Annotated in this window: 11 protein-coding genes; 8 read left to right on the forward strand and 3 right to left on the reverse strand. The window is 64.0% G+C overall.

The annotated features are described in order from the left end of the window. The 8 genes from AC1DXX_RS31550 to AC1DXX_RS31585 form a co-directional block, all read left to right on the forward strand. Positions 1 to 298, forward strand: a 298-nt coding sequence (locus AC1DXX_RS31550; protein WP_478138144.1) for an ABC transporter permease subunit, incomplete at its 5' end; no start/stop codon positions are given. Between the two features lie 3 nt (positions 299 to 301). Beyond that, positions 302 to 1291 carry an ABC transporter ATP-binding protein gene (locus AC1DXX_RS31555; protein ID WP_478138145.1) on the forward strand — a complete coding sequence of 330 codons (990 nt, stop codon included), beginning with the start codon at positions 302 to 304 and terminating at the stop codon, positions 1289 to 1291. Beyond that, the gene (locus AC1DXX_RS31560) at positions 1288 to 2100 is read left to right on the forward strand and encodes an ATP-binding cassette domain-containing protein (RefSeq protein ID WP_478138146.1); all 813 of its coding nucleotides are present in this window, start codon (positions 1288 to 1290) and stop codon (positions 2098 to 2100) included. The genes AC1DXX_RS31555 and AC1DXX_RS31560 overlap by 4 nt, the downstream gene beginning before the upstream one ends. Before the next feature lie 38 nt (positions 2101 to 2138). Continuing rightward, positions 2139 to 3632 (forward strand): ABC transporter substrate-binding protein, encoded by a 1494-nt coding sequence (locus AC1DXX_RS31565; protein WP_478138147.1) that lies wholly within the window; start codon positions 2139 to 2141, stop codon positions 3630 to 3632. Positions 3633 to 3639: 7 nt separating this feature from the next. Continuing rightward, complete coding sequence (locus tag AC1DXX_RS31570) at positions 3640 to 5040, forward strand: amidase (protein WP_478138148.1); 1401 nt, start codon at positions 3640 to 3642, stop codon at positions 5038 to 5040. Between the two features lie 25 nt (positions 5041 to 5065). Then, positions 5066 to 6514 carry an aldehyde dehydrogenase family protein gene (locus tag AC1DXX_RS31575; protein WP_478138149.1) on the forward strand — a complete coding sequence of 483 codons (1449 nt, stop codon included), beginning with the start codon at positions 5066 to 5068 and terminating at the stop codon, positions 6512 to 6514. A 4-nt stretch (positions 6515 to 6518) separates the two neighbouring features. Continuing rightward, positions 6519 to 7424: an NAD(P)-dependent oxidoreductase gene (locus tag AC1DXX_RS31580; RefSeq protein ID WP_478138150.1), complete on the forward strand. Its 906-nt coding sequence runs from the start codon at positions 6519 to 6521 to the stop codon at positions 7422 to 7424. 595 nt (positions 7425 to 8019) lie between these two features. After that, entirely contained in the window at positions 8020 to 10203 is a 2184-nt protein-coding gene (locus tag AC1DXX_RS31585; RefSeq protein ID WP_478138151.1) for a GmrSD restriction endonuclease domain-containing protein, read from the forward strand. Between the two features lie 419 nt (positions 10204 to 10622). Here the strand turns inward: AC1DXX_RS31585 and AC1DXX_RS31590 are convergent, their stop codons facing one another. The 3 genes from AC1DXX_RS31590 to AC1DXX_RS31600 form a co-directional block, all read right to left on the reverse strand. Next, positions 10623 to 11114: a hypothetical protein gene (locus AC1DXX_RS31590; RefSeq protein ID WP_478138152.1), complete on the reverse strand. Its 492-nt coding sequence runs from the start codon at positions 11112 to 11114 to the stop codon at positions 10623 to 10625. Between the two features lie 316 nt (positions 11115 to 11430). Then, a complete protein-coding gene (locus tag AC1DXX_RS31595; RefSeq protein WP_478138153.1) occupies positions 11431 to 11994 on the reverse strand; it encodes a hypothetical protein in 564 nt (187 codons plus the stop codon). 623 nt (positions 11995 to 12617) lie between these two features. Continuing rightward, on the reverse strand, positions 12618 to 13376 hold the full coding sequence (locus AC1DXX_RS31600) for a hypothetical protein (RefSeq protein WP_478138154.1): 759 nt from the start codon (positions 13374 to 13376) through the stop codon (positions 12618 to 12620). Positions 13377 to 13525 lie beyond the last annotated feature (149 nt).

Below are 13525 nucleotides of genomic sequence, written 5' to 3' on the forward strand. Positions count from 1 at the left end.
CGCCATCACGATGCAGCACGTGCTGCCGAACATCTCGGCCGTGCTGATCGTGCAGATCACGATCCGCTTCGCCATCGCGATCCTGGCGGAGGCAGCGCTGTCGTACCTCGGCCTCGGCACGCAGCCGCCGCAGCCCTCGTGGGGCCGCATGCTCAGCGAGGCGCAGACCCTCATGTTCCAGCAGCCGCTGCTGGCCGTGTTCCCCGGCATGGCGATCGCATTGGCCGTGCTGGGCCTCAACCTGCTCGGCGACGGATTGCGCGACCTGCTCGATCCACGTCTGGCGCGAGCCCGTTAAGCCATGCCTCTTCTCGAAGTCAACGACCTCCGCATCGGCCTGCAGACCCAGCGCGGCCCGGCAGAAGCCGTGCGTGGTATTTCCTTCTCGCTCGAGCGCGGCGAAACGCTGGGCATCGTCGGCGAATCGGGCTGCGGCAAGTCGATCACCGTGATGTCGCTCATGGGCCTGCTGCCCTCGACCGCCAGGGTCAGTGGCAGCATCCGGCTCGATGGGAAAGAACTCGTCGGGCTGCCCGAAAAGGCGATGTGCGGCATCCGCGGCAACCGCATCGGCATGATCTTCCAGGAGCCGATGACGGCGCTGAATCCGGTGCACACCATCGCGCGCCAGGTTGGCGAGCCGCTGCGGCTGCACCGCGGCCTCTCGAAGACCGCGGCGCGCCGGGAGGCGCTGGGCCTGCTGGAGCGCGTGGGCATTCCCGACGCGGCGTCGCGGCTCGATGCCTACCCGCACCAGTTCTCCGGCGGGCAGCGCCAACGCATCGGCATCGCCATGGCGCTGGCCTGCGGCCCCGACCTGCTGATCGCCGACGAGCCCACCACCGCGCTCGACGTGACCATCCAGAAGCAGGTGCTGGACCTGATCCAGCGCCTGGTGGCCGAGATGGGCATGGCGCTGATTCTGATCTCGCACGACCTCGGTGTGATCGCCAACAGCGTGCAGCGCATGCTCGTGATGTACGGCGGCAGCATGGTCGAGAGCGGCCCGACCAAGGCCGTGTTCGCCGAGCGCGCACATCCCTACACCCGCGGCCTGTTCGCGGCGCGGCCGGTGCTCGGTGCACCGCGCGGCGACCGGCTGGCCACCATCCGCGGCAGCGTGCCCGAGCTGGTGGACCTGCCGCGGGGCTGCGCGTTTGCAGGGCGCTGCAGCTTCACCATCGACGCCTGCTACACCAGGAAGCCACCGCTGGCCGTGAAGCCCGGCGGCCATGCAGTGCGCTGCCTTCGGCTCGACGACATCGCGGCAAAAGGCGCCGTCACCGCATGAACCGGTCCGCCAGAACCCCGCCGCTGCTGCAGGTGACCGACCTCGTGCGGCACTACGACCTGCCGCGCGAGAAGCTCTTCGGCCCGCCGCCGACCGTCAAGGCGCTCAACGGCGTGAGCTTCAAGGTCGAAGCCGGCCGCAGCCTCGGCATCGTCGGCGAATCGGGCTCGGGCAAGTCGACCATCGCACGCCTCGTGATGGCGCTCGATACGCCCACCTCGGGCAGCGCGAAACTGCTCGGCCGCGACYTGCACACGCTGCCCAAGACCGAGCTGCGCACGGCGCGGCGCGATTTCCAGATGGTGTTCCAGGACCCCTACGGCTCGCTCGATCCGCGCCAGACCGTGGCCCGCATCGTCGCCGAGCCGCTGGAGGCACTGGCCGAGGCCTCGCGCAAGGAGCAGCGCGAACGCGCCGCCGAGTCGCTGGCTGCCGTCGGCCTGCGCACCACCGACATGGACAAGTACCCGCACGAGTTCTCGGGCGGCCAGCGCCAGCGCATTGCCATTGCACGCGCACTCATCACCCGACCCAAGCTCATCGTCGCCGACGAACCCGTCAGCGCGCTCGACGTGTCCGTGCAGGCCCAGGTGCTCAACCTCATGCAGGACCTGCAGCAGCAGTTCGGCGTCAGCTACCTGCTGATCAGCCACGACCTCGCGGTGGTGAACCACCTGTGCGACGACGTGGCCGTGGTCTTCAAGGGGCAGATCGTGGAGCAGGGCGCACCGGGCGAGCTGTTCCGCCACGCGCAGCACCCCTACACGCGGACCCTGTTGTCCGCCGTCCTGCAGACGCCCGCGGGCTAGACCGCGCAATTCCATCGTTTACTTCCAGGAGATATCGAATGTTGAAGCGACGCACCCTCATGGGCACCGCCATGGCCGCGGCGATCCCGGGCGCCTTTCTCCCGCTGGCACAGGCGCAGACGGGCAAGAACATGCTGACCATCGGCATGCCGCTGGAGCCGCCGGGCCTGGACCCGACGGCGGGCGCCGCCTCGGCCATTGCGGAAATCACGCAGTACAACATCTTCGAGACGCTCACCAAGGTCAACGCCGACGGCTCGGTGACGCCGATGCTCGCCGAGAGCTGGTCCTCGTCGCCCGACATGAAGACCTTCGTCTTCAGGCTGCGCAAGGGCGTGCGCTTCGAGAACGGGCAGCCCTTCAACGCCGCCACGGTCAAGTTCTCGTTCGACCGCGCGGGCGGTGCGAAGAGCACGAACAAGGACAAGCGCTTCTTCAGCGAGATCGGCACCGTGGTGCTCGACGAGTACACGGTGGGCGTCAACAGCACGCTGTCGAACCCCGACCTGCCCTTCATGCTGGGCCAGTCCACGGCCTGCATCGTCGAACCCAAGAGCGCCGAAACCAATGCGACCGCACCCGTCGGAACGGGCCCCTACAAGCTGAGCGCCTGGCAGCGCGGCGCCTCGTGCACGCTGGTCAAGTCGCCGACCTACCGCGATCCGGGGCTGGCGAAGATCGAGAAGTTCGTCTTCCGCTTCATGTCCGACACCGCGGCGCAGACCGCCGCGCTGATGGCGAGCGACATCGACATCTTCCCGCGCGCCGGCACCCGCTCCGTGGCGCAGTTCAAGGGCAACCCGCGCTTCCAGGTGCTGGAAGTCGGCACGCGGGGCAAGGTGATCCTCACCATCAACAACCGCAAGAAGCCGCTTGACGACGTGCGGGTGCGCCGCGCGATCCTGGCCGCGCTCGACCGCAACACGATCATCCAGGGCGCGGCGGACGGCTTCGGCAAGCCCATCGGCAGCCACTATGCGATGGGCGCGCCGGGCTACATCGACACAACGGCAATGAACCCCTACGACGTCGAGAAGGCCAAGCGGCTGCTCGCCGAGGCTGGCGTCAAGACGCCGCTCGAACTGCGGCTGACGCTGCCCCCGCCTTCCTATGCGCGGCAGGGCGGCGAGATGATCGCCGCGCAGCTGGCGCAGATCGGCATCCAGGTGAAGATCCAGAACGTCGAGTGGGCGCAATGGCTCAGCGGCACCTTCGGCGGCGCCCACGACTTCGACCTCACGATGGTCGCGCACGTGGAGCCCTTCGACCTGGTGAAGTACACCGAGCCCGACTACTACTGGGGCTACGACTCGAAGAAGTTCCGCGACCTGTTCGCCGCGATCCAGAACGAGGAAAACAAGAAGCGCCGCGCCGACCTGCTGGGCGAGGCCCAGAAGCAGCTGGCGGCCGATGCCGTCAACGGCTTCCTGTTCCAGGCGGTGTTTCCCACCATCGCGCGCAAGGAAGTGAAGGGCCTGTGGGCCAGCATGCCGATCGTGGTGAACGACCTGGCCGGGATTTCCTGGAGCTGATGGCCATATGACGAAGCCCCTGTATTCGCTGAGCGCGGCCGAGCTCGGCGCGGCCTACCGCAGCAAGGAACTCTCGCCGGTCGAGGTGGCGCGCTCGGTCAATGCCCGCATCGAGGCGCTCGAGCCGAAGCTGCACGCCACCTGGCTCTTCCGCCCCGAACTCGCGCTCGAACAGGCGCGAGCTTCGGAGGCACGCTGGCTGGCCGGCACGCCGCGTGGTGCGCTCGACGGCGTGCCCGTGACCCTCAAGGACAACCTCGCGACGGCCGGCGACCCGATGCCGCTGGGCACCGCGGCCTACGACCTCGTGCCGGTCGCGGACGATTCCCCGCCGGCCGCACGGCTCAAGGAAGACGGCACCGTGCTCGTGGCCAAGACCACGATGCCCGATGTGGGGATGCTGTCGTCCGGCCTCTCGACCTTCCATGAACTGTCGCGCAACCCGTGGGATCTTGCGCTCACACCCGGCGGCTCCAGCGCAGGCGCCGGCGCGGCCGCTGCGGCGGGCTACGGCCCGCTGCACGCGGGCACCGACATCGGCGGCTCGCTGCGGCTGCCCGCGAGCTGGTGCGGCATCTTCACGCTCAAGCCCAGCTTCGGCCGCATTCCGCTGAGCACGCCCTACATGGGCCGCTGCGCCGGGCCGATGACGCGCACGGTGGAAGACGCCGCGCTGATGATGCAGTCCGTTGCCCAGCCCGACAGCCGCGACTACTCCGAGCTGCCGCCGCCCGCCATCGACTGGCTGGCTTTCGACGTGGACGCGTCCTTCCTCGCAGGCAAGCGCGTGGGCCTGCTGCTGGACGCCGGCTGCGGCCTGCCGCTCGATCCGCAGATCCGCGAGGCCATCGGCCGTGCGGCGCGCACGATCGAGGCGGCCGGCGCCCATGTCGAGGAAATGCAGCCCTTCATGACGCCGAAGATGCTGCAGGGCATGGACCATTTCTGGCGCATGCGCTCGCTCATCGACCTGCGCGCCATGTCCCCCGACCGCCGCGCGAAGATGCTGCCCTACATCGACGCCTGGGCCGAAAGCGCGGCCGGCTTCTCGGGCGAGCACATCTTCGACGCCTACAGCCAGTTCGTGGCCACGCGCGCGGCCACCATCGCCGCCACCGTGGGCTTCGACTTCGTGATTTCCCCGGTGTCTCCGAACATGCCGGCGCCCGCGGAGCACGCCTCGCCCACGAACGATCCCCTGCGCTCGCTGGAGCACATCGGCTTCACGGTGCCCTACAACATGTCGGAGCAGCCTGCGTCGTCGATCAACTGCGGCTACTCCGACGAGGGCCTGCCCATCGGCTTGCAGATCGCGGGCCGGCGCTTCGACGACCTCGGTGTGCTGCAGTTCAGCCGGGCCTTCGAACTGATCCGCGATGCGCAGAAGCCCTGGCCCGAACCCCGGTGACACACCCCACAAGACAAAGTACGAGATGACAGCAACCCACTACATCGACGGCGGCCGCGTGGCCTCGCAAGGCCCGGAGACCATCGACGTGATCGACCCGAGCGACGGCCAGTGCTTTGGCCAGATCGCACGCGGCACCACCGCCGATGTGGACGCCGCAGTCCGGGCGGCGCGCAGGGCCATGGGCGAGAACTTCGACGGCCCCTGGGGCGGCATGACCGCGCTCGAACGCGGCCGCCTGCTCGCCAGGCTCGGCGCCGCCGTGATGCAGCACCACGAGGAACTCGCCCAGCTCGAAGCCCGCGACACCGGCAAGGCGCTGCGCGTCGCGCGCAACGATGCCACCGCACTCGCGCGCTACTTCGAGTACTACGCCGGCGCCTGCGACAAGCTGCACGGCGACACGCTGCCCTACGAGCGCGGCTACACCGTGCTGACCGTGCGCATGCCGCACGGCGTGACGGGCCACATCATTCCCTGGAACTACCCGATGCAGATCGCGGGCCGCAGCGTGGGCGCCTCGCTCGCGGCCGGCAACGCCTGCGTGGTCAAGCCGGCGGAGGACGCGAGCCTTTCGCTGCTGCGCCTCGCGGAGATCGCGACCGRGGTGGGCTTTCCCGCCGGCGCGCTGAACGTGGTCACCGGCTACGGCAGGGAGGCGGGCGCCGCGCTGTGCGCGCATCCCGGCATCGACCACATCTCGTTCACCGGCTCGACCGTCACGGGCCGCAGCGTCGGTCTCGCGGCTGCCGAACGCCATTGCCCCGTCACGCTGGAGCTGGGCGGCAAGTCGCCGCAGATCGTGTTCGCCGATGCCGACCTCGATGCGGCGGTGCCCGTGCTGCTCAACGCCATCATCCAGAACGCCGGCCAGACCTGTTCGGCCGGCAGCCGCGTGCTGGTCGAGCGCACGGTCTACGAAGAGGTCGTGAAGCGACTGGCCGAGCGCTTCGCGGCCGTGCGCTCGGGCCCGCCCGCCGACGACCTCGACATGGGCCCGCTGATCAACGAGAAGCAGTTCCGCCAGGTGCGCGACATGGTCGCGACCGCCGAGGCGAATGGCCTGAAGGTGGCCGCACGCGGCACCGTGACGCCCGGCGCATCGGCCAGCGGCTACTACCAGGAGGCCGTGCTGTTCCGCGACGTGCCCGCGGACAGCGAGCTCGCGCAGCGCGAGGTCTTCGGCCCCGTGCTGGCCGTGATGCCCTTCGCCGACGAGGCCGAGGCCATCCGGCTCGCCAACGGCACCGACTTCGGCCTGGTGGCCGGCGTCTGGACCCGCGACGGCGCCCGGCAGCTGCGGGTGGCGAACAAGCTGCATTGCGGGCAGGTCTTCATCAACAATTACGGTGCGGCGGGCGGCGTGGAGCTGCCTTTCGGCGGCGTGAAGGCCAGTGGCTTCGGCCGCGAGAAGGGTTTCGAAGCCCTGCTAGGCTTCACCACACTCAAGACCATCGCCATCAAGCACGGATGAACCCATGAACACGAACGCACAACAACAAGCGCAGCCCCGGCGCGTCGGCCTGGTCGGTGTCGGCCTGATGGGCAGCGGCATCGCCCAGAACATCGTCAAGCACGGCCACCAACTGACCATCCTCGACCATCCCGGAAACCAGCCCGTCGGCGCGCTGCTCGCCGCCGGCGCCTCGGCCGTGTCGGACGTGACGGCACTGGCCGCAGAGGTCGATGTGCTGATCCTCTGCGTCACGGGCACGCCGCAGGTCGAGGCCGTGATGCTCGGCAAGAATGGAGAGAAGGGCGCGCTCGCAGGCCTGCGTCCCGGCACGGTGGTGATCGACTGCTCGACCGCCGTTCCCGAATCCACCGGCAAGGTCGCCCAGGCCGTGCTGGCCAAGGGCGGCAAGTTCCTCGATGCGCCGATGACCCGCACCGCGAAGGAAGCCGCCGAAGGCCGGCTCAACCTGCTGGTCGGCGGCGACGCCGAGGTGCTGGCCTCGTGCCTGCCGCTGCTGCGCTGTTTCGCCGAGAACATCACACACGTGGGCGGCATCGGTGCGGGCCATGCGATGAAGCTGCTGCATAACTTCGTGTCGCTCGGCACCGTGGCGCTGCTGTGCGAGGCGGCCGCCTGCGCCGAGCGCGCCGGCGTGAAGCCCGACGTGTTCGTCGACGTGCTTGCCAAGGGCGGCGGTAACGGCGTGGCGCTGGAACGCGTCAAGCCCAAGCTGCTGACCGGCAGCACCGACTCGCTGAAGTTCTCRATGGCCAATGCGAAAAAGGACCTGGGCTACTACAACGACATGGCCGAGCAGTCTTCGGCCAGCCACGACATCGCGCAAGCCGTCGAGAAGCTGCTGGCCCGCGGCATCGACACCTTCGGCCCGGACCGGATGGTGCTGGACCTGGTGGAAGCGCTGAAGTAGTTGCCGCTGCGGTTCGCGGTCCGTTCGGGGCGCGTGCACAGGACACCGGGTGCTCCCCTCCGCGAATGTCCCCCGCTTCGCTCCTCCTTTATTTCGCTGCGGGGAGCACCCGATGCCCTGCGCACGATGAGCGTGGCTGTGGCGTTGGCGGTTCGACCGCCGCGGCCGATTGCAGATGGACATGCGTGGGCGCACCACTGAGCTTGCGCGAGAGACGGGCGCTGGACCAGCAGAACTCCGAAGGGGCGACGTCGGCCATGGTCGACATTGGCATGACTGCGTTCAATGCCCGCTTCAGACGGCGGATTCAACCGGTCGCTGCAACACTCCTTCCGCCTACGCGGTGGTAGTGTGTTGCAGCGACCGGTTGAATCCGCCACTGATCTCGGACACTCGAGATCGGCGGCAGAGCAGCGCCTTAGCCGTAGGAACCGGACATTTGAAGTACGGTAGATCGATTCTGCAATCGCCGCCTGGCCGCCAAGCTCCGCGAGCAAGCGAATCAGCTAAAGATGATGAGATGAAGCTGCAACGCTATGCTAGCCAACAACGTATGCTTTCCGCGCTCAACTTGATCTTCTAGTACTACATCGACATGGACACCCAAGTTCGAACGCCACAAGCGATCTTCATGCAGCCCCAGCGTCTGCTGGTCCCTCTCTTTCAGCGCCCGTACGTCTGGAACGAAGAATTGCAGTGGGAGCCTCTTTGGAAAGACCTCGAACGGGTGGCCACTCGCCTGATGCAATCGCCGAGCACGACGCAGGCACCTCACTTCCTGGGCGCTATCGTTTTGCAACAACTGCCCACGCCGACAAGCGATTTGCAGCAACGCACTGTCATCGACGGACAACAGCGACTGACGACCTTGCAGATCTTGCTGGATGCAGTGCACTCCGAGATCGAAATGGTTGGCGCGGCCATGCCGGCGGCGCGCTTGGAGCCCCTGATCGCCAATGCCGAGGCTTTTCGCCGGCACAAGGAAGATCGCTTCAAGGTCTGGCCCACCAATCGCGACCGCGCAGCCTTCAACGAAGTGATGGAAGCCAAAAGCCCGGTGGACTACGAGAAGCTCAAGCACCGAGCGTCCCGCCTCRTCAAAGCACATCACTACTTTGCCCAGCGGTGTCGTGCTTGGCTCCATGCCGAAGGCTCGGAAAAGATCATTGCGCGTGCAGAGGGCGTCGAACGTAGTGCACGAGAGTTGCTGCAGATCGTCGTCATCGACCTCACCGCCAATGAGAATGCTCAGGAGATCTTCGAAACGCTCAATGCGCGTGGCGCAGTCCTTACTGCGGCCGACCTGATCAAGAACTTTGTATTCCAGCGGCTGCTCGAACAGAAGGCGGATGTAGAGGGGGCCTACAGCACCTATTGGGGGCAGTTTGAGACCGCCTTCTGGGAAGAGGAAGTCAACGTCGGGCGCGTCAAGAGCCCGCGTTCATCAGTCTTCCTGAACCATTGGTTGATTGCCCGCACTGGTGAGGAAGTGGTTGCGCGCGAGGTGTTCTCTCGCTTCAAGTTCTACGCTGACGACCAAACCGGACGCACCATGCTCGAACTGCTGGTGGAAATTCATCGGGCCGCCGCGATCTATCGAGAATTCACTGAAAAGGCCGAGATCCGGGACGGGCCCATGGATCGCGTTGGGCTGTTCGCCTATCGCGTCAAGACATTGGAGAGTGAGGTCGTCAAGCCGGTGCTGCTGGCCCTGCTGGATCACAAGTCTGGCCCACTGCAACAGAAGCAGGTTGAGACCGCACTGGATGTGCTCGAAAGTTGGTTGGCACGCAGGATGTTGATACGCGCTACGGCGAAGAACTACAACAAGACTATGGTGGAGGTCGTCTCCGTAATTCGAAATGCTCCTGCCGATCAGGTCGGACAAACCCTGACCGAGCACTTCGCCTCTCAACGCGCGGAAACAGCCTATTGGCCGGACGACGAAGAGGTTCGCCGTGAGCTGGAGGCGATGCCTGTTTATCGAAAGCTTAGCCGGGCACGAGTTCGAATGGTGCTGGAATCGATCGAAGACCATTGGCGCGGATGGATTCCAGGGCAAACGTCCGCAGCGGGGATGCGCATCCGGCGCAACAGCTACGCCATCGAACACGTACTGCCCCAATCCTGGCTCAAGCACTGGCCACTGCCTCCCGGTGTGCAGGAGGCGGAAAGAGATGCGCGAGTTCATCGATTCGGCAATTTGACGCTGCTGACGAAGAAGCTCAATAGCACTGTCTCCAATGGCGCGTGGTTGGGCGAAAGGGGAAAGGCTGCGCACTTGCAGGAAAAGGATGTGGTGCTGCTGAACAGCAGGCTGCTGAAGACCTACGCGACGAAGCAATGGGACGAGTCGGGCATTGATTCTCGAACTGGTCAGGCTATCGACGCCATTCTGGCCGTCTGGCCGGTGCCGTCTGGCCACAAGGTTCTCGTTGGACGAGAACAGGCGGACGCGCACATAACGGTTGAGATTGCAGACTTAATTGGCGCGGGCTACCTTGCCGCCGGTCAGGCCCTCCATTCAAGCCCAGGGAAGTCCGGCGGCTTTTCCGGACGGGTCCTCTCAGATGGCCGCATTGAGGTCGACGGGCAGGTCTTTGACAGCCCATCCAGCGCTGGGAGCTTTGTCAGTAAGAGAAGCACAAACGGCTGGGACTTTTGGCGTTTGGAGCCCAACGGTCGGCGGCCATTGAAAGATGTGCGTACCGAGTACTTGAAGGTGGTTTCGCCAGAGGAGGTCGACGACGACGATGCCGCCCCAGGCGGACATGAGTGACAGCGAGAATACGCAAATGAACGCCGTTCACCGACCTTGCCGCAAGGGGGCCGGATGAACTCTTCGAACCGGCTCAGGTGGATGAACTGGCCAGTCGACTCGAAGCAGTGAAGTCAACAGCGTTGGCGGTGTAAAAGACCCGGAATGTTGATGCTCGTCTCCAGGCACAAACGCACCCTGAAACAGGGCGTCTTTGGAAGCACGATTGAAGCAGGAAGATTGGACACCAACTGCTTTTGGTCAAAGCGCTGCCGTCCGTACTGTTGTGATCGAGGTCAGAAACGGTTAAGGGTTGTCCRACACCTGCCCTCAGGCCGTTGTCGTGCGCGGGCTCGTGGTGTTGCACGGGCAGGTGTCGGACAACCCTTAACCGAAGCAGTCATCGCAACAAGCCGAAAGCAGTCCTTCGCCGCTGGCATCTACGGACGCCGTTCACGTGCGCCTGCGGCCTCCGAGAACACATTCCAATAGGCAGCAAGGCAGGAGTTCTTTTGAGAGAGCTGCTCAATCCGCTGCACGACGCCCTGGTCCAATCTGACCCTATCCCAAAAAAGCGCGACTCGAATTCTCGCGTCTTCAAACACGCCCTTCTTGGCGGAGTGGTTGAAGCCACAGAAAAAGTAGATCCTGTCTAGCGCTTCGCCAACAACGTTGTCGTCCACGTCCGAAAGGGCGCCGATCAGCACTTCGCTCTCGTCGGCCTTAGATGGATGAAGGATGCTGACCAAGCATCCGCGCCAGCTGGCTGGCTTCGTCTTTGCAGAGCGGAACAACACTGCGCGGTCTTCTGCGTTCAGCCTAGAGAGAAGCTCTTCGCCGTCTTCATAGGCGTACTCACCCCAGTCCATTGAGTCCGGGTCGGACTTCGTCAAAAGAGCATCGAGCTCGACAACTGCGTTGGACTGCTGCATGGGAATGTCTGGTTCTGGCCGATAGTACCTATTCGCGCGAGCCCTTCGAATGCCGGCAATCGCTGCGAAGCTGCCTTATGTCGACGGCCGGTTCAGACTGGGCCCAGTCACTCGCGATCAAGGGCCTGAACGGCAACTTCGGCAATCACCGGTCGTTCGGAGAACGTAGCCTTGAGCGACTAGTGCACCTTCGTCACCGGTCGCTCGACCACGGCCGGCCGGGTGGCGGTTCGCGATCGACTTCTTGCGTCCGAAGTGATCAGCTGTACCCGACCTGTTACGGTCATTCGGATTCAAAAAAATCGGTCCTTCAGGGCTAGAGGTTCCGCCCAAACCATGAAAGAGACTTTCTGCACGGACGCACTACGGACTCGTAGATGTCGGTGTACTCGACGTTTACCGTAAGTGGTGCTAGAGATTTTCGAATTAAATCTCGGCACTTTGGAAAAGTGCGTTCCTCTTCATGCTCGGTGAGTTCCAGAAGAATGATCTCCGCGCCGGCCTGAAGAGTGCGATGGCGTAGAGCGTGTGTAAAGGTATTCCACAGCCGACCGCTAGGGAGGTCTGGCATCCAATCGATAAGACAGTCCTTCGCATTCGAACCGTCCGAGACAGTGACGGCCACGATGATCATCGGGCCGGTGCCATTGTTCCGTAACTTCACACGAAGACTGTTCTCATAGTCAGCCACGGTCACCTCGGCGAGTGGACGGACGGAAAGCTGGTTATGTTTTCGCTGAGTACGCGCAGACCACACAGAGATCCACACCGAGATGGCCGAAACAAATAGCGCTAGAAACGCGACCACTGCGCTCGCGAGGGCGCCGAACGCATTTGCGGCATTTGCATCGGATTTAAGTAGACTGACCAGCGCATCCATGGCTTCCCCTCCGTTTTGTAGTTCAAGCAGTTGCTGATTTATAGCAGCCAGGTCCAACGGCGTGGGTCCGAGCAAACCATCGGCAGAGCCGACAAACTCTGCAACCTCAGCAGTGCCTCAATGACAGGTTTGTGGAACTTGGAGCGAATGTCTTCCTTTGGCCGCGAACAGCCGAGGGCTAAGACCACAACTACCAACGGTCGAGGTCCGGCGCAGGGTGTTCGGACTTTGCCTCGACGAGTTCCGTCAAGCTCACACTACGCAAATGCAGAGCGCAGTGCGAACATCGCAAGAACCTACCGACATCATCGTATTCGTCAAGTTCGCCGGTGCAACTTGGGCACCAAAGCCAGGGGGCGAGTCCAGGTTTTCGAGGTTCATTCTTCGACGGGTCGACGCCGTATACCGCCGCGCGAATAGAGCCCTGCAATTGCGGACTGAAGCCGCCCCACTTTGGGCATTGCACTTGGTGCCCCATTGGCTGCTCGCATTCGCATGCGCATATTGGGCAATAGATTGGGCGAACGTGGCTGCGTGAACTATGCGGCGAATCTTGCATGGGGCATGTCCAAAATGAAGGGTCACCACGAAGGTCGGGTACTGGCCGCGTCCGGCTGTACGGTTCAGGACTCGCCCCGATATTTTGGGTTCGCCTGAAACTCACCGGTGAGGTTGCCATCCTCATCGACCTTGAAGGCCCCTTTGATGGACTCTGGAGCAATGTGGTCGTTCGGGCCGAAGTTTCCTGCGATCTGATAGACCCACCCGCCCGGGTTGGCCCTGGCCTCCGCAATCATTTCCGGACTCGGCGTGACCGCTTGYGGCAAAGTCGACGCGATTTTCTTGGAGGCCGTGCCACTCGGGACGAGGACGGTAAAAATCTCGCCATCCGCATCGTCATACGAGGCATCGTGCCGAAAGCCGACGAGTGTCTCCGCCAGCGCAAGGGGAATATCAAAGACGTGGTCCACGTTGGAAGCCCCTTCCTGCAGCTGTAGATGTTTGATGCGGATTGACTCCAACGCCGCGGGCGGACTGCCGGTGACTTCGAGATTCGTCAGACCATCTTCCGCATCATGCGCAACGAACCATCGCTCTATGCCATTGACCCAATGTGCGGCGGTGCTGCACATTGAGTGCTCCTCGATTTGGCAAGCCAGCAGCTCCGTGCGTGCAGAGAGTGCGCGTAAGGATTCGGGCTTCAAGGCTGCGGGACTGGCATCGTCAAACCACACCAAGTACCAGCCTGTGGCAAGAACCGCCCCAACAAATTCGGATTCAGGAACCGCCTGCCTCTCGTTGGATTCAGCAAGGCCGAGAGCTTTGAGGGCATTGTTTTTCTCTGCCTCTGGGACAGCCAACCAGGAAACGGAAAATCCCATCCTTCACTCCTTGAATATGCATCACCGGCAGGCCAACGACCGCTCATGAGCTGATTGTGCCGGTGCTGGCGACCGACCGGTTCTGGCCGAATTGAGTCAACCCAGTCACTATGCTGAATCGGGCGTGAGCAATCCAAGCTCCCTCAGAT

The organism is Variovorax sp. P4_B10, from assembly GCF_056402375.1.